Origin of the sequence: Bacteroides sp. HPS0048 (assembly GCF_964240755.1) — a bacterium.
GTDB lineage: Bacteria > Bacteroidota > Bacteroidia > Bacteroidales > Bacteroidaceae > Bacteroides > Bacteroides nordii.
Window position 1 is genome coordinate 1 of record NZ_CAXSVC010000018.1, and the last position, 18,590, is coordinate 18,590.

The 18,590-nt window shown below is 40.0% G+C and carries 13 protein-coding genes; 5 read left to right on the forward strand and 8 right to left on the reverse strand.

Going from position 1 to position 18,590, the window contains the following annotated elements; genetic code table 11:
- On the forward strand, window positions 1-215 hold a 215-nt coding region (locus ACESQI_RS14385), incomplete at its 5' end, for a transposase (RefSeq protein WP_373126453.1).
- A 410-nt stretch (window positions 216-625) separates the two neighbouring features.
- Here ACESQI_RS14385 and ACESQI_RS14390 read toward each other — a convergent pair.
- Window positions 626-1,501 (reverse strand): nucleotidyl transferase AbiEii/AbiGii toxin family protein, encoded by an 876-nt coding sequence (locus tag ACESQI_RS14390; RefSeq protein WP_005640423.1) that lies wholly within the window; start codon window positions 1,499-1,501, stop codon window positions 626-628.
- Between the two features lie 4 nt (window positions 1,502-1,505).
- Window positions 1,506-2,087, reverse strand: coding sequence for a type IV toxin-antitoxin system AbiEi family antitoxin domain-containing protein (locus ACESQI_RS14395; RefSeq protein WP_122116606.1), 582 nt, complete (start codon window positions 2,085-2,087; stop codon window positions 1,506-1,508).
- Window positions 2,088-3,028: 941 nt separating this feature from the next.
- On the opposite strand from ACESQI_RS14395, the gene ACESQI_RS14400 reads away from it, so the two are divergent.
- From ACESQI_RS14400 to ACESQI_RS14410, 3 genes are all read left to right on the forward strand, one after another.
- Window positions 3,029-3,706, forward strand: coding sequence for a porin family protein (locus ACESQI_RS14400; protein WP_005640413.1), 678 nt, complete (start codon window positions 3,029-3,031; stop codon window positions 3,704-3,706).
- A 330-nt stretch (window positions 3,707-4,036) separates the two neighbouring features.
- Complete coding sequence (locus ACESQI_RS14405; protein ID WP_272073653.1) at window positions 4,037-4,210, forward strand: hypothetical protein; 174 nt, start codon at window positions 4,037-4,039, stop codon at window positions 4,208-4,210.
- A 249-nt stretch (window positions 4,211-4,459) separates the two neighbouring features.
- The gene (locus tag ACESQI_RS14410; protein ID WP_005640406.1) at window positions 4,460-4,885 is read left to right on the forward strand and encodes an immunoglobulin-like domain-containing protein; all 426 of its coding nucleotides are present in this window, start codon (window positions 4,460-4,462) and stop codon (window positions 4,883-4,885) included.
- A gap of 371 nt (window positions 4,886-5,256) precedes the next feature.
- Here the strand turns inward: ACESQI_RS14410 and ACESQI_RS14415 are convergent, their stop codons facing one another.
- The 6 genes from ACESQI_RS14415 to ACESQI_RS14440 all read right to left on the reverse strand — a co-directional run bounded on the left by ACESQI_RS14415 (window position 5,257) and on the right by ACESQI_RS14440 (window position 16,630).
- Window positions 5,257-7,077: a PA14 domain-containing protein gene (locus ACESQI_RS14415; protein WP_005640404.1), complete on the reverse strand. Its 1,821-nt coding sequence runs from the start codon at window positions 7,075-7,077 to the stop codon at window positions 5,257-5,259.
- A 132-nt stretch (window positions 7,078-7,209) separates the two neighbouring features.
- Complete coding sequence (locus ACESQI_RS14420; RefSeq protein ID WP_122300621.1) at window positions 7,210-7,419, reverse strand: hypothetical protein; 210 nt, start codon at window positions 7,417-7,419, stop codon at window positions 7,210-7,212.
- 529 nt (window positions 7,420-7,948) lie between these two features.
- Window positions 7,949-9,418 (reverse strand): PD40 domain-containing protein, encoded by a 1,470-nt coding sequence (locus tag ACESQI_RS14425; protein ID WP_005651497.1) that lies wholly within the window; start codon window positions 9,416-9,418, stop codon window positions 7,949-7,951.
- Window positions 9,418-11,262: a DUF6057 family protein gene (locus tag ACESQI_RS14430; protein ID WP_373126455.1), complete on the reverse strand. Its 1,845-nt coding sequence runs from the start codon at window positions 11,260-11,262 to the stop codon at window positions 9,418-9,420. Before ACESQI_RS14430 ends, ACESQI_RS14425 begins: the two co-directional genes overlap by 1 nt.
- Window positions 11,263-11,462: 200 nt before the next feature.
- Complete coding sequence (locus ACESQI_RS14435) at window positions 11,463-13,427, reverse strand: RagB/SusD family nutrient uptake outer membrane protein (protein WP_005640395.1); 1,965 nt, start codon at window positions 13,425-13,427, stop codon at window positions 11,463-11,465.
- Between the two features lie 23 nt (window positions 13,428-13,450).
- The gene (locus tag ACESQI_RS14440; RefSeq protein WP_036724828.1) at window positions 13,451-16,630 is read right to left on the reverse strand and encodes a TonB-dependent receptor; all 3,180 of its coding nucleotides are present in this window, start codon (window positions 16,628-16,630) and stop codon (window positions 13,451-13,453) included.
- A 408-nt stretch (window positions 16,631-17,038) separates the two neighbouring features.
- Here ACESQI_RS14440 and ACESQI_RS14445 point away from each other — a divergent pair, with 408 nt between their 5' ends.
- Window positions 17,039-18,580 carry an ADP-ribosylglycohydrolase family protein gene (locus tag ACESQI_RS14445; RefSeq protein WP_005651503.1) on the forward strand — a complete coding sequence of 514 codons (1,542 nt, stop codon included), beginning with the start codon at window positions 17,039-17,041 and terminating at the stop codon, window positions 18,578-18,580.
- Window positions 18,581-18,590: the final 10 nt, after the last annotated feature.

Genomic DNA, 18,590 nt, shown 5'->3' on the forward strand with positions numbered 1-18,590 from the left:
ATAATAAGATTGAAGAATATGGATACGATACATTCACAACAGTAGCAAACTCTATTGAGAATCATTATGAAAGGATTTTGAACTTCTTTGTGAACAGGAGTACAAATGCAGCAGCGGAAGCATTTAATGCTAAGATCAAAGCATTTAGGGCATCATTTAGAGGAGTAGTGGATATGAGCTTCTTCCTTTTTAGGCTAGCAAAGATATATGCATGAAGGGAATTGACAAAATTAATCCCCCAAGAATTACAACTGAGCCCTATTATAGTGACTACGACATATAGGGGGGCTAAAAGAAAAAACGCCAATCCTATGAGAATTAGCGATTTAACTTTTGTTTGGGTGGTGCCACCAGGAATCGAACCTTTTATTTCGGTTTATTCTAAACTCCTGATTGACTGCACATTTACTACTTTATCTTTTATGAAAGCCATTGAATTAACACTACACTAAATTCATCGCTTTTCGTAATTGTCTTTACAATCATCATCTCTTTGACAATGTAAAGGTAGATAAAAAGTTCGATTTCCGCAAATGTCAATAGGGATTTTTATGAAATATTTTTTGCTCAAACCTGATAATGTTCCTAAAAGATGGCTAAGAGCCTGTCTAAATCTTACTCAATTCTATTTTGAGAGTTTTATCCAATATCTTTCAGCCATAGGCTGTAGCCTGTCTCTTATTACCTTCATCACAGTATCGAAATCAAGCGCCTCTTTCCATTGAATTTTTCTAAGAAAAGCCTTCCAACAGCTTATGCGTGCCCCGTCTGTAGCAAAACTATCCGTAAACAGTTGCAAATCGGGGTTGTATGCAAGTCCTCGATTGTCGAACGTCGCTTCGATGGCGTCATACAAAGCGTCGTCATTCAAATTTCTCTTCGTCAGGAGCTGATAACAGTCAAAGAAATCTTTCATGCGACTGTTGAGAACATCACGATCTATCATCGTATGGAACTTCTCGGCAATAACGGTTTCTAAAGAATATGCCTGTATATTCACAGAAGGGATATCCGATAAAAGCAGAGGAAAGTCTATAGTTGTTGGATGTGGAATGACGACATCACCAAAGCCAATATCTACAGACATATTATAAGCTATGGTATCCATATGGGCAGTAAAATAGAATCTTGTACCAGGATATTTCTTTTCGACTGTGATCGGCTCTATTTTGATACTTCCTGCGTCAAATGACACCCCATCTTCATGGCATACGATACCCAGGATTTCTTGGAAGACACGAGCCAGGAAATCCCTGTCACGACTGATCCTGTCTGCCATAAAATCCACATCAACCGTAGGACGAGCCTCAAGTCCATTCATGGCATAAAGCAAAGAGCCGCCTTTCAACAAGAATTTGTCCTTGTACTGGCTTACAGAAACCCTGTAAAGCAGTCTCTCGTTGAAGTACCTTGCCAGAAGATACATGTATTTATAGCCTGTCTCATTCATGAGGTTGAGCAAGCGTGTCTTTACAGACTTGCCATAGTTTTTCTTTCCCATTATCTTATTCTATTGCGATTTCGAGATAATTTTTCAACGTGTTAAACACTCTTAGGCGCTTGGCGTAATCCTGCAAACGGGCGAGATTACGGTTCGGCTTTTTCAGATAAGTACGTATTACTTCCGCGCAAACGTCCAGACCAATCTTGTTCCGATACTTCACCGCATCACAAACACTTCGTTCCATATCAGTAATATGAACTTTATATCCCGATATATCCGCATCCATAATCCCAAACTCCAAGTTCTCTTTTTTCCAATAATAAAGTTCTATAGGCAGGACGTGTGGAAGCACTACTTTCCTTTTATTGGCAATGGCTATGCAAAAAGCAGGCGGGACTGTCGTAGACACTTGATGATATGTCCAGGCATTGTATAGGCATACAACACCATTCGGTATTATCCTCTCCACGTCTATCATCGTGTTTAGCAATGCCTCGGGAACAGCATATACCCCATGACGCAATCTTATCAAATCGCCACGTTCTTTAGCTCGCAACACCTGTTTATATTCCGACAGGTGAGATATATCCGTTGTGGATATAGTCCCTCCGAGAGACGCAACTTTATTAATTATATCATTCATATAATCCACCTTAGAAGTTCTTTTCACACTACAAAAATACGATTATTTTCCGAATAATAGGTAATATTCTACGGTTAATTCGTAAAAACACCGTATAATACTACCAGTATCCGTTTTTCATATAAATCATATCTATAGAAGAAGCCCTGTGTCATCTGATGACACTGTTTTTGCTGTCTCGGATATAAAGTGGTTCTAGGAATTACTGCCGGATGATGGAGAAAATAATCGGGACAGTTCCGGGAAAATGCAGGAATAAACAGGAAAAAGCGAGACTGCCACTCAAAAACAACCCTGAGACAAGTTGGTATATGAAAATTGATATGTACTTACAATGGAGTGCATCTTACTGATAAATCGAATGTACAAGATGTAGTTGAGCAGTCGATTACTATAAATCTATCTTATAGATAAGTCTGCCGGTGAATTTATCAAGTTCATGGGTAGGCTTTATTTTCATCAAAAGAGAAGATGGCTTGTTCGAAAGTTGGTTGTGTGTTAACTGATGAAATAGCGCATTGTCAGGATATATACCCAATAGAACGAATTTGACAAGATCAAAGACTATTTTATCGTGAAACTCCGAATAAAGATAAACCAAATATCTCGGGAAAATCAATATTCTTAATATACTTTCTTGAAAAAAACAGTAAAAGAACAGGCATCATTCCGCAAAATATTACTTTATTCATTTTTACCATTTATTAAATAGTCATATCGTATAATAGAAAACACATCATACAACAGTAAACCACATTCCAATATAGAAGCAAAGTTAGTAATATATTTAAATAGGAAAAAGAAAACGAAACAATACGGAAACTTGCTTGAAGCAAAAAACACAAAAAAATGATTTTTCACCAATAATACCGTAATCCATGCCAAAATGCCTTGACTGAAATTAGTATCTTTGTATTATAATACTATTTATTTAACATAAAATGAGAAAAGCTATTTATCTGTTATTTTTTTTAGTTTGGTTATGTCCTGCTGCTTGTATGGCTCAAGGTCTCCATTTTGGATTGAAAGCCGGTGTGCTTGGAAACAAAGCTGATATTCAAGGTATAAGCAACCGGGTTAAAACAGAGAATATGACTGGTTTTCAAGTAGGTCCCATGCTACAATATCAGACCGGTTTCTATGGACTAACCTTGGATTTTTCCCTATTGTATGTACAGCGTGGAGTGAAATTGACAAACACCTCCAATGACGTCAGTGCCGATATCAAGACACAAAGTATCGACATACCCATAGAATTAAAATGGGAAATGGGGTTGTCCGACAACTTTGACTTGTTTTTAGGAATAGGACCTTCTTTTTCCTTTTTAGTAAATGAGGACAATTGGGGACGCAAACTAGTCCATATAGCCGTAGATGCCATAGACAAGGATCTTTCTTCTATGGGATGGCGTTCCACTGAAGTCGGTCTGAATCTCGGAGGTGGCGTGAAGATAATGAAACATCTGATGCTGAGCTGCTACTATAACATCGGATTAACGGAATCCGCCAGACACCATATCGGAGGAGACAAGCATGACGCCATAGACCAGATTTTCGATGGTGATATTTTCAAATCAAGAAACAGATATTGGCAATTGTCCCTTGCTTATATTTTTTAATTAAGTAAAACAATAAAGTCCTATTTATATGGAGCATACATCCGCTTTTACTTCCATTATTGATTCGCAGCTTTTACCTATGAGAGTCGGAATTGTATTTTTAATGGGATGTTGTATTCTTGCCGCTTACTGTACCAATAAGCGCAAGAATATTGAAAAGAAAGAATATCCAATGCTTCTCAAAGGCTACCCGGAACATTGTAAAGGAAGGCTATAAAGGTAAAATATACAATTCTGGTAACTTTTAGACTCTACAAATGACAATCATAAAATATTTACTCTTTACATCATTAGTACTATTTAATTCTTGTCATTCTTACCCTTCCAAGAATGGACAAGATGATAAAACAGACGGCATTCGTTTGTAAGAGGAATTATGCTCTTTATGTAGACAGCATTATTAAATCCGATACCACCCTGCAACAGCGTTTTCATTGTTTAGAGGCGATGTTGGGCACGAATAAAGTATCTGTTTATTCCAGATATACCGACAGCCCCTTTTGAAATCAGCATTCAAAAAAGACGTTTTTGATTCTCCGTTATGAGAATTAGATATTATATCAGATATCACATTTAGTCCTGAAATCATTCCAATAAATAAAAATTCTTTCGAACGGCCTGTAAATATAGTACTGAGTCCTATACCACGGGATATTCCGCAAGGAGAAGCCTTAAATTCTGATTCTCTATCATTGCGAACTGAATATGACTATCATCCTTTATCGGTAACAGGATACTATTGAAGTATTATTAATGAACAATTCACAGCATTTTCAAGAAATGTTCAGACGAAAAGTTGTTAATTATTCGGCAGTCAATCATGGAAGAGTTCAGCCAGCAACACCTTTTACGGCACCTGCATTCTTGGATACTCTGCAAATATCTATGAAAACAGACAAAGCTTTTTATCCGATAGACACAAAAAGCGTGTCGATGAGTCTGAATAATAATAATTCCAAAGTCCTGTTTTTGGGAGAGGATTATATGGTAGCACGTAAAGAAGACAATCAATGGCTACTACTGAATGGCAACAATGCATGGACTGATATAGGTATTGAAGTTAGACAAGGGAAAAAATATCAATTTGCAGCAAATCTTTATCCCCTTTTTAATGACAACAAGCCTGGATATTATAGGGTGTATAAGGAAATAGTTTTTTATAATTCTAAAGAAAAATAGTTTATGGTAGCGGTATTCCGAATAAATTAGAGATAAAGGAATTGGATACAGTTTTCGCTCATTAGATTTTTAAATTCAAATAAGATTTTTTTAAACCTAACAAGGGACATTCAGTAAAAAGATCGCAAAAGGATTCTGTATGTATAGTCAATCCGAATAAATAAACAAAAAAACTTCTGTATAACGAATAAAAGAGGCTGTGTCGTGTAACATGTTACGATACAACCTCTTTCACTATATTTTTTGAAAGGTTCTGTAACACTTTCAAACAGATAATTCTAACTACCGATAATCATTCATCGATCCAAATACGCCCAAAATCAAACTATAGAAACAGACTATCTTCGCTAATATTGGATAAGACGAGATTTCTATTCAACAAAAAGACATGAGGCAGAGACAGTTTCCCCATAGGTTTGTTTAGGACAAATCCACTCCATCAGCAAATACTCGCCACTATACCCGTCAAAGTAACGAAGCTTCAAAGGATGACACCCTTTTTCTAGATAGACAAACCCATTTGCTTCCACATAGCCGACAGCCCGATCATTGTCAACTACACGAACGCCTCCAATAAACAGGTCCGAACCGTCATTACTTTTCAAGGAGAAACCATAAGCTCCTGAAACAGGGACGGACAAAAAGCTTTCATACACATAGCCAAAATGATCCTCGTTTCTGAAATCATCCTCAAATTCTAAATAAGATTTCACTCCCTTTGCCTTCATTTCACCAATCTTCTCCAAATCACTCACAGATTTGAAGTTACCTTCATAATAGCGATAAGATACCCCCTGTCGCCTTCCTTTACATTTGATAGCACGTGAGAAACCGATATAACGTTCATATACACGACTGGGCTTTCCATCCTTATAGGTACAAGCTTTCAATTTACAAGGAGCATCCAGTATGATCGCACCTTCACAACGGGAAGCGCTACCAAATTCAGGCTCAGTTCCATCCAGTGTATAATAGGTATCACCTTCACCGCAAGACAAAACTATTGACAAGCCTTCTTTGACAAACGAGACCTTCCGCTCATCAACATATGGCATTTCTGGCATTTCCTTTGAAGCCAACAGATAGGACACTGGTATTTCTAGACGTTCAGTAGACGAGATATACATATTTGTCACACGGAAAGGCTGTGTCAATTGAGAAAGAGGACGAGTCATATCACAAACAGCATGTGCCGGAATACGAATACGATCACTTAAAACGCCGTTATCTAATAGATAAGGAATATCACTTTCATTCAATAGACGGACATGGAACTTTCCATTCCTTTCCTCATAAGAAAGTACTTTCAACGAAGAACGTAAAAACAATTTCAACATGTTCTCTTTTCCTGCCAATTTCTGATCAGCATAGGCGATTGAACGACCCGCATAAAGGGCCTCCTTAATGCTTTCTGGCGTATTTTCTTTTGCAAAAACAAACGTCAATGTACGGAATTTCTTTTTCAAGTCAAACAGGAAATCCATTGGATAATGAGCATCCGTTGCTCCAATATAAGCCAAGTTATACTGGTCTGCATAATCGATAGCACGCGGATAAAACTCTTCGTTATTGAATATCTCAATACCCTGAATCCGCTTTTGCTCGATATGACGAACAATATAAGCAGGCAATTCGCTGTTCTTATCTGGCCACCCAGGATGATTCGTTGTAATGTAAGCGCCCTCCGCAGCAGCTTTTTCAATCAGGCTGTCAGCTTCAGTCTCTGAAAAATTTCTTTTTTTCGGCATATAGTCATTACAGTCTTTGATAAAAAGGACATTCAAGTGTCCAACAGGATCGCTCCCTGTAATCTCCAACCCCTTTATCAGCGTAATTCCTTTACTTTCAGCCATTGGGAAGGCTTTATTGTAAGAGACATTACAATCCTTCGTTTCCGTGTGAGAACGAGGCACTGGCTGATGATCTGTGATTGAAATAGCGTCTAGTCCTTCAGCCCAAGCCTCCAATACACGCATTTCAGGAGTGACATGTCCATCCGAATAATAGGTATGCAAATGGAAATCACATTTCAGAGTTTTATATCCTGGCAAATCTGGCACTGCAATGTGTTTCGGATTAAAAGCACGAGAGGAAGAATATCCCTCCAGCAGTTGATACTGTACATTTTCATTTTGTGCGGACAAAGAGACACCCCACAATGTACATCCTAATATAAATACAGACTTCTTCATTTATTGATAATAAAAATTTATAGATAAAAAATAATTTCCTGATTTTTGAAAAATTGTCACGAACATAAATAATAACGTTTCTATCCAGGAACGTTAGCGCTCACATTCTTAAATGTTCTATTGTGCACATCATCAAGGACAATCGCAGGACGATAGTCTTTTTCTTTTGCGGACAACTTCACATTTTGTTACACCTAATTTCAGATAGATCAAGCCTGTCACAAAATCACCAAGAGTAAACGCAACACGACCTCCGCCCTGTTCATGGGAGAAATCAATAACTTTCTGAATTGTCGCCACATTCAACGTAATTCCATCCGCTTTCGCCCCAAAGTCTCTCACTAAAAAATCTTTTGTCCTGAACAAAAAACTCTGCAAAAGAAAAAAAGAGACAACTCAATTGAATTGTTTTCCAAATTATTTCCATATCATTATATATTATTCAATGGCATTAGTAACATTACAGCCAAAATTATCCACAATATTCCACAGTTCGCCTTATCCTTTTGATACTAATCATTACATTTCTGGCAAAAAGAGACCTCCTTCATGTCTATATCGAATGACATAAGCGAAACAAGCAAGTACCAATTATATGCCGTCACCCAATCCCCAAAATAGGAAACCACTCTACCGATGTCTAAAGAGGCGGATCTTATAACCGCATTTTTCTCTCTATGTCTGCCATTTCAGCATCAATGCTGCAAAGGACAAAGAAATGAGTGTTTGTCAATTACAAAGTTCCATATTTGCCTTCTTCATTGAAACGAAACTCCTGAACAGAGCCATATTATTCACTACAAGAAATTTTCTCCGAAGCAAGCACGGCATTTACAACTATATTCGCCCAAACACTCCACCGATTCACTTATCACCTCAAATTTGATTTCTTTCCGCTTCTCAAACAACCGGCTAGCCGACAGGCGTCCACTGTGACTGCTGACCGCATCAATTCCGGTATATTATACGAAAACATTAACGCGTCATAGTAGGTTAAAGGATCCTTCTGGGGCAGCAAAAACGGTTTATGCCCCACCCCTTCCGAATCAACATAGCCAATAAAAAGACGTGTATAAAGTCCATCAATCCGCCTGCTGCTGAACACCATCCAACGACCATTACCGCTCCAAGAATGATAGCTCTCCGCCTCTTCCGAATTGAAAACATCCAAAGGATATTTTCTGGAAGTAAGCAAATCAAGCATATACAGGTCAGCTTCCTTATGCCAAATAGAAAAATTACCAAAATCATGAAGTGTAAAAGCCAAGAAACGTCCGTCAGGAGACAAACGCGGAAAAGAAACACTTTGTCCTTCCATACGCGCGTTGTAAAGCGTGTCGACAACTTCTCCCAAACGTTCGTTTTGGAAATCGAACGCTATCCGGCAAAGACTGTATTTCACTTGCCTGCAATTCTGGGGCAGCGAATCGACCGCAACCGCTGAACAAAAATATAAAAAATGCCCATCCGGTGAAAAAGTCGGAAATGTTTCAAAAGCACAAGTAGATCGTAACAAAGGAGAAGTCATTATTTTATGATCTTTCACACTATATATCACCACATCCGAGGCTGTATCATAGACCTCCACCCTATCGGGATCATGGCTATAGAAATTTTGGCGAGTCTTGTTCATGGAAAAAGCAATATAATCACCCGAAGGATGCCAATACGGATAAACAAAAGAACCCATTTGCTCTGTTTGCACATCTAGCTTTTCAACCAAACCGTCCTGCAGAATCAACGTACCAGCCAAATCCGCACGCGCATGGAACATCATACGTGACGGATCACGCTCACAATAGGCATGACAGTTCACGCAATTACCTTTTGTCAGACGATTTTCCAAAATAGGACGTTGTTCATAATCAGAAAGGTCACGCTGGTAGATTCCCATTTCCCTCCAACCTTCGTATCCAGGAGGAACTAATCGATAAGAAAGATAAGAATCTATTGAATCTGGGGCTATATAGATTGAAAAAGAGCGGTAACGCTTCCACTGATCCGACTGATACGCTAAAACAGTCAGACGAAGCGAGTCACCAGCGTATCGACCCATCCAATCCTTCCAATCGGAAACCGGAAATGAAAAAAGCCCTCGTCTGCCCTCCATCTGCATCAGCTCATGCCCTGCCACTTCAACGACCAACCGGCAAGGTTCATTCCCTAAATAGGAGAAATTCAATGGGGCGATATTCATCGGAACCGTCACACCCTTATAATCCGGAAATATATCAGGGTCAGCCTCCAACACTCCTTGTATTTGTACGGGTCTGTTTCCACTACAGGCTCCAAACAACAGTCCTGCAAGCAGACATATCATCCAATTAATCTTTGTTTCCATCATCCAATCTCAGCAAAAAGTAAATAATACCAAAATGTATGCTTGAAACCATCCAACAAGGAACGAGGAGCTCCTTGTCGTACTTGTTCATATCCTTTCTTAAACTGCACAAACCGATCCAATGTGGACGATTCGACACCATGTGCCTTGCAGTATTCCCAATCAACCTGTTGGTAAGCGGATAACTGCTCATTCGAGATACCATGTCGGAGAGCATAGTCCTCCTCCAATGTATGATAATAATCTGAAAAGAAAAGCAGGGCCTCCTGTACCGGTTCGGCCAAATACTGAAGAGCCGGAGTTCCATAATAAGTATCGACGAACGATTGCACATGATTAAAGTCTTTCGCCAAAAGCAAATAAGCAAGTGCATATTGCATCGCATTTGAATTCGCAGGATTAACCGCTACGATTTTATAAAAATCGTCCATAGGAGACGCCAAAAGAACAAATGAATCATCCAAGGGGAAAGAGGCACGTCCAGTGCCTAAAGAAGGATCTTGCTCCACAGCTTCATCATCAAACAAAAAACGACGTTGAGCAGTGGCCCAACCGGCATAATGCACTGTTTTTTCCAACAAGGTTATATACTTCAACGCAACCAGATAATTCCCTCGCATCAGTTCAATCCGCACCAACATCTGAAGCATGGTCGGATTATATCCATTCAACGCGAATAAAGAGTTAAAAGCCACATTCTGAGCAGCAGCTATATTTCCCATCGCAAACCACAAATGAGCCAAACGGACATCGGCTGATTTATTATTCGGGATATAAACAAGCGATTGCGGACCATATTGAGGATAAGTAAACAAATGGTCAAGCAGCACTCCCTGCTCTGCCAAAGAGAGATTCAAATAATTCGCATCATGATAGTGCATAATACGCTTAGAAGCTTCCCGTTGCAGATCTTTCCATTGTTTCATAACAGTATAATATTCATATCGATATTGTTCAAAAGAAACTCGAACCTGATTCATCCTCCGATCCTGCAAGAAGAAAAAAAGTCCTATTTCGCTTGTCAAAAGCAACAAGAAAACAATCCTTTGCAACCATTTACCATGCAACAGCGACATTCGCCCCACCACAACCCCAAACGGAAGAAGCAACAGTGCCACCCAACTGATATGATGGAAAACAGGCATTTCTAATGTCCATTCATAATAATTGGCAGAAGTACATCCTCGTTCCATTTGAGCCATCACGCCGCTGCGCACAGCTCCCCAAGCCAATAACAATGTAAATGGAACATAAGACAGCGAACAAAGACTTTTTTTGCTCTTTCCAGCCAAATCACAGCAAAAGGCACAACATGCGAACAAAGAGGCAACCGCTCCTGCCAACCCAAACAGAATAAACGCAATCGCCCCCCCCAGACACAATCGCATTCGCAAAGTTTCTCTGGCTGTAGACAAATAAAGATAAAGGCCAACCATAGCCATAGCATAGGCAATCAGCCCTTCATAAAAAAAGCAAGGATCAAACAAAGACAAAATCAAAGTCCCCGCCGGACAAAACGCAAGAGGGGCCAAAAACCATTTTCCTCCCAACTTACGCAAAATCCCCATACTTGCCAAGATGATAGAAAGAAGCAAAAGCGCAGTCAAAGAGACACTCCAAACAGTTGAATAAAAAAACTGGACAAGAAAACGGGACAAGCAAAGTGCCACCCCACCTGGCTGCAAAAGCAGGCCCGATACATAATCGGAATCAAAAAGAAATAATTGTTGCTGTTCCCGATTAAAAAAAGCATACTGAAAAGTTTCTTTTAGATACAGGCTCAGCAAGAACAAACCTATTGCAATAAATCCTATCCTTCCAACAATTATTTTTTTTCGCTTCATTTTCTAATATTTTTAACAGGGAGAACGAGTCCCAAAGAAAAACATACCGATATTCCAAAAACTCTTTTTTCCTATTCTTTATCCACAACATCCACATATACATCTCCCACTTGTATTCACTTTTCCGATGTTCAACATAAACAAGAAAGGGCAGCATTTTTACCACCCTTTCTTTTCTAATATTATTATTTTCCAATTTATTAATATCCAGTATTCTGCGGATATTCAATACCTGTATTAGACTGAATTACCTGCGTCGGAATCGGATACTGATAATTATACGGATGGAAGTTGGAAATATACCGTTTTTCTACTGGATCCCATTCGCGCGGTTGATTAGAACCAGACAAGTTTTCATACCCGAAAGCATATTTGCGAGCGCGATCATACATCGTATTACCCGTCGTTTCATCCTGAATCGGATGACAATCGCTAATATACGTTGCATTCGGATTGACAGATAAACGATTCAACGTGATCCAACGGTTTTCCTCTCCCAACAACTCACGAGCACGTTCATCCAAAATATAGTCAATATCGATATCGGCAGCTGTACAATAAGATGCATTAGCACGATCACGCAATACATTGATATCAGCAGCAGCTTTCGACTTTTCTCCCAATGCCAAATAAGCTTCTGCACGAATCAGATAAGTTTCAGCTATACGCAACATATACCAATCACAGTCATAGGCTTTGTTGTCACCGTTCGGATGTCTGTCATCAGAAAATTTCCAAAAACGAGGGAAAATTTCAACTGTATCAGAAGCCGTAATAGCATAAGCCGCCTCATCGGCCGTGCCTCTAGCCTTTTCTGCCCGTGCATAAGCAGCAGCTTTTTCATCCAGCCAACGCGTTCCCCCCGGCGTATACCAGTTTCGCTGAATCATGACCTCAGAACCACGAAAATCTACCTTACCATTTTTGCAAGACTCTTCCCATAAACGATCCCGTACATAATAGGTTGGAATAATACCGGTTCCTTGATAAGCCACATTCCCCCCCATCGAGTCACGGGCAATATTCGCTTCATAGCGATCTTTCGCACTCGGTACATTCGATTTCGCACTACCCATAATACCTGGTTGAAAACAAGCCACATTGTCACCCCATAAATATATCTGAGTTCCATTTGACAAAGTGCGTTTTTTCGTATCATTCCGAACAGTCGTAGACATCCAAACCGACTCGATATTATTGGCATTAATACGCCACCATTCATTACCGCCGCCACCGGTAGAGTAAGTTCCATAATTATATTGGCAAACCCAAATAGCTTCTTTGTTATCTGTTGAGTTCTGGTTGCCACCTTCACGGAAAAGATCCCAATAAGCACCAGCGGGAGCAGCCAATGAATTACCATAACGATCGGTGGCCTCTCCAGCACGAGAACCAAAACGAGTCGTCATCAAGTGATAATCTCCGTCCGTACCATCGATAACACGAGTAGAGGCAGCCACAGCATTATCAAAATCCCCTAATGCTAAACTAATTTCCGCCAAATAATGATCAGCGGCAGCTCGTGTAAGCTTGCCCGGTTTAGAGGCTGTCTTTGGCAGATTAACTGCAGCATATTCAAAATCCTTCTTACAGAATTCCCATACAGTTTGACGATTACTTGGTGTATATCCCGTAGTAATTTCTGTCGCATGGTGTTCCAGAATAGGCACATTGCCATACATACCGGCCAATACACGATACGCCCATCCCCTGAAAAATACAGCCTCTGCACGGATAGCCAGTTTCTTCTCTTCAGAAGAATATTGGATATTAACACGTTCGTCTATCATATCAATGACAGTATTGGCCCGGTTGATCAACTTGAACAAATTATCATACCAATGACGTGTATATCCACTTTCAGAAGTCAATGTATTCCAATTTGAAAAATGATCATTTCCTCCTTTTTGACTATATGTGTCCAATCCGATTCCCCCAATCATCCAAGAGTGAGATCCATGCGTCTGCCCCATCATCAAAGACTGGATCTGGCGATAACAACCGTTAAGAGCCAATTCCATATCTGATTCTGATTGATAAAATGTCTGGTCATCGAATTTATAAGAATGCTCTTCCAAAAATTCATCTTGGCTTAAACACCCGGTCAAACCGGTTGCCAATGCTGTACTAACAGCTACTACAAAAAAATATCTCGTGAGTTTCATACGTAATTCTTTTTTATTTACTATTAGAATGTCAAGTTAATGCCGGCTGTGAATGTACGATAGGTACCTTTACTACCCATACTGCTGGATGTAGGGCCACCCGCAATCGTACCCCCATCTTCAGGATCCAAACCTGTCCAGCCTGTGATTGTAAACAAATCTGTACCGGAGACATACAAACGAAGGCCTTCGATTCCATAAGGTTTAATCAATTTTTGATCAAAATTATAAGAGAATACCAAGTCTTTCAATTTTAAGAAGGAACGCGGACTCCAGTACTGATAGTTCAAAGAGTTATTGTATCCATAACGAGGATAATCGTTGGTATGATTTGTCGGGGTCCAAGGATCAACTGCATCCAGCTGGGCACCACTACCACCTATACTGTAAGCGTGCGGATTATAGCCTAAGAAATGAGTATCATTGCCCTGCATCCAACGAAAGTTGAAATACAAAGAGAAGTTTTTATAACTCAATGTGTTCCCTAAATTAATTGTGAACAACGGGTCCATTGATCCCAAATACTGACGATCATTGGCATCAATCTTGCCATCCTCATTAAAATCTTCGAACTTCAAATCACCAGGAACCGCATTCGGCATGATCTTATTACCATCCTTGTCCACATAATTATCAACTTCTTCCTGACTCTGGAAAACCCCAACTTTCTTCAAATCATATGCTGCACCGATCGGTTTGCCGATAATTAAAGCATAGTAACTATCAAAACCGTAGGCAACCGCATTGGCCACATCATCCGCTTCTTCACCTTTGTAGTTCTTACCATACAAGCTCTTGATTTCGTTACGGTTCAAATCAAATACCACATTAGTTTCCCACCGGAACTTTTCCTTACCATCACCATCAATATTCACAGAATTCAATGTGATTTCAATACCTTTATTCGTCACTTTACCAGCATTTGCTTTAGCAGTCTGGAAACCGGTAGGATACGGAACAGAACGATCCATCAACATATCGGTCGTTTTACCCGCATATACATCAACGGCACCTCCCAAACGACCGGCCAATACATTGTAATCAATACCTACATTAAACTTTTCAACAGTCGCCCATGTTAAAGAACGGTTCGGCAAGGAAGAAGGAACCAGTCCGAAAGCACTACCGGAAGCAGAATCTCCAAACCAAGTATAAGTGGTTCCAACCGAACCAATCGTCGCATACGGAGAAACGGAGCGACTACCGTTCTGTCCCCAAGAGAAACGGAGCTTCAGATAATCCAACCAATCCGCGTTGTCTTTGACAAAATTTTCGTTACTCAACACCCAAGCTGCAGAGGCACCATAGAAGTTACCCCACTTGTTACCAGCAGAGAAGGCTGAATAACCATCACGGCGAAACGTGAAATTCGCATAGTAAGTACTTTTATAATTGTAATTAACACGAGTCAATATACCTATGGCAGAACTACTTGTACGTTCACGGCGAATTGTACGTGTATTAGCCAAGTCCTGTTTATAAACCCCTAACGTAGTTGGAACAGAAAATCCCTTAAAATCGGTACGGAGCAATTCGCTGTTGGATGCTTCACGTGTATAACCAATCATGGCATCCACATGATGGTTTTTAAAATCACGCGTATATGTAAAGATGTTATCTACGTTCCAGGTAGAAGAAAGTTGTGTATAGGAATAACCTTCAACATTCACCCCAAATTTATCCGGATTGTCCATATCAGCAGTATTGTCCGTATTCACCCAAATACGAGGATCATTAAAAACATCACGCATAGCTGAATTACGGCGGGCATTCAATGAAATACGATAAGACAACCCTTGTAGAAATGGAAAATCTACCTGTGCATACGCAACACCATTGATGTTATAATTACGCTTCTGATCATCTGTCCACAAATGAGAGTCACCAGCACCAGATCCCCAAAACGGACTGGCAGAATTGCCGTCAGGTCTGGAATTCGGCCAATTCTCGTACCCCGGCTGACGCGCATGCGTATAAGAATAGGGTGTCATCCAAGTGGCGTTCTGAATACGAGCAGGAACTCCCCATTCTTTAGCACCTAAATAATTCCCCTTCAAACCAATTTTCAACCATTCCTTTGCCTGAATATCCAACTTGGTCATGATGTTATATTTTTCATAATCATCCCCTTTACGAATACCCTTTTGGCGCGTATAATCACCTGAAATATAATAGTTCACAATTTTTGAACGACCGGAAACACTCACGTCATACTTTTGGCCAAAACCGGTACGTGAGATTTCATCCAGCCAGTCTGTATAAACACCCTCATTATAAGCATCATACTCAACCGTATTCATCAACTGAGCTCTATCAAAATCAGATGACCAGACAGCATCAGAAGGAATACTACCGCCTGCCTGTTTTGCATAGAAACGGTTGCGGAAGAATTTTTCTTCATCCGTCACCATTTTCGGCATACGAGACCAACCGGAAAAGTTCCAACTCGAGTTCACATTGATTACCGGCCTTTCGCTCAATCCTCTTTTAGTCGTAATAATGATCACACCATTAGCAGCACGTGAACCGTAAATTGCCGCAGCAGAAGCATCTTTCAGCACGTCTACACTCTGAATGTCATTCGTATTGATTTCATTGATTGAACCAAAACTAATCACGCCATCGACTATCAACAACGGCTGATTGACACTTTGCTGGCCAGCTGAAACATCAGCAGGAATTGCATTCTTACCACGGATATTCAGACTACTGAAGTTATCTCCCCCCGCACTATTGGTAGGAGAGTAACGGAAACCTGCCACTTTACTAGATAAGGACCCCATTACGTTCGGATTTGGCAGAGCAGCAAGTTCATCTGTCATCTGCACATTTGAAATTGCGCCGGAAAGATCTTTTTTCCGAGCCGTTCCATAACCGATAACAACAACTTCTTCCAGTTGCTCGGTATCTTCTTCTAATTTGACATTAATAAACGTCTGATTTCCCACTTTCACCTCTTGGGACCTAAAACCGATAAACGAAAAAACCAATACGGCATCTTTTCCACCTGGAATACTTGATAAAGTAAACGTACCATCAGCACCTGTCATCGTACCGACCATCGTTCCTTTAATTGCAATATTAACACCAGGCATTTCTATTCCACCTGCATCAACTACTTTCCCTGAAACAGAGACTTGGGCAAACATCTGCAATCCTATACAGGATAGAAGACCCAAAAACAATAGAATCCGACTCTTCATAATTACTATCATTAAAGTTAAACATTATTTGCAAATATTCATTTTAAAAAAAAAACAAAACCATAAAGAATGGTATTTTTATACAGTTTTTTGACCATTCGAATAAATCAAACTTCTATGACTTTCCTTAGAAAAAATCTTTTTTGTCATTTGTTATTTTTTTTGACATAAATCCTTTCTTTTTTGACACCACATCCATTTTCTTATCTTAGTGAGATAAGGAAATAATATTTTATAACAAATTATTTTTCAACTATATATATATCATTCACCTCTTAAATGTTATTATTGAGTTTATCTTTTCACGTCTATTTTTAAACAAAAGAGAAGAATCCTTTTTATTATCTTTGTTTCATCGTTAACTAAATTTTATATTTTAATACAATAACACTAAAAACATATCTTATGATGAACAAAATCCTACTCTTTTTAGCAATTGGGTTTGCAACAGGAATGCTTTCTTGCTCACAACAGACATTGGAAAAAACAGATAGTCTTCCTCAAACCTATACGATTAGCCAAGAAAGGCTATTAGACAAAATCAAAGGTGGCTGGGCTGGACAAACGATCGGCGTAGCATACGGAGGTCCGACTGAATTCCGTTATCGAAGCGCCATGATTCAAGACTACGTCCCGATTAGCTATGCAGATGGGTGTATCAAGAACTATTTCAAGCATGCTCCCGGATTGTTTGATGACATCTATATGGATTTGACATTCGTAGAGGTCTTCGACCGTTTGGGAATAGACGCTCCAGTCGACTCTTTCGCACATGCATTTGCTCACGCAGACTATGGACTTTGGCACGCCAATCAGGCAGCACGCTACAACATTTTAAACGGCATTATGCCTCCTGCTTCCGGACATTGGCTGAATAACCCACATGCCGATGATATCGATTACCAAATCGAAGCCGATTTTGCCGGCTTAATGACACCAGGTATGCCAAATACAGCTTCCGAAATATCAGACAAAATCGGTCATATCATGAATTATGGCGATGGATGGTATGGTGGAGTCTACATTGGTGCCATGTATTCGCTTGCTTTCATTTCCGATGACATTAACATAGTAGTCCAAGAAGCCTTGAAAACCATTCCAGAAAACAGCCGCTTCCACCAGTGTATGAACGATGTAATCCAATGGCATCGACAATATCCAAACGACTGGAAACAAACATGGGCTGAATGTGAAAAAAAATGGAATCAGGATATCGGCTGTCCTGAAGGGACTTTACTTCCATACAATATTGATGCCGTCATCAATTGCGCATACGTAGTTATGGGATTGCTGTACGGAGAGGGTGATTTTTATAAAACTATGGATATCTCAACACGCTGCGGACAAGACTCCGACTGCAATCCAGCATCTGCAGCAGGCATTCTGGCCACTATACAAGGATATAGCCAGATTCCCGAATACTGGATGAAAAACTTGCGTGAAGTAGAGAACCTCAATTTTGCCTATACAGATATGTCTTTAAACCAGACCTACCAAACCTCTTTCAAACATGCATTGCAGATGATCAAACGCAACGGTGGCAGCATCAGTGGAGACAATATTACTATTGTCTGCCAGACACCTGTTCCAGTCCGTTTTGAACAAGCATTCGAAGGCATGTTCCCAATTGGCCGTCAGGAAATCCGGAAGGAACTAAGACACCTCGGCTCATTTACTTTCGAAGGGACAGGTATCGTTTTCACGGGCTACATCCGGGGAGCTAAAAACTATGTTGCTCAAGTAGAAATGTATGTTGACGGAAAAATCATTGAAAGGGCTGTTCTACCAACCGGGAAAAATCATCGTGTAGACCTGTTCTGGAAATATCAGTTGCCAGAAGGAAAACATATCGTTACATTCAAATGGCTGAATCCCGATTCCAATGCTCAAATCCACTGTAATGACGCTCTTATCTACTCTAACAGACCGCTCCCGATTCCTCATCAATAAAGGGAACAAA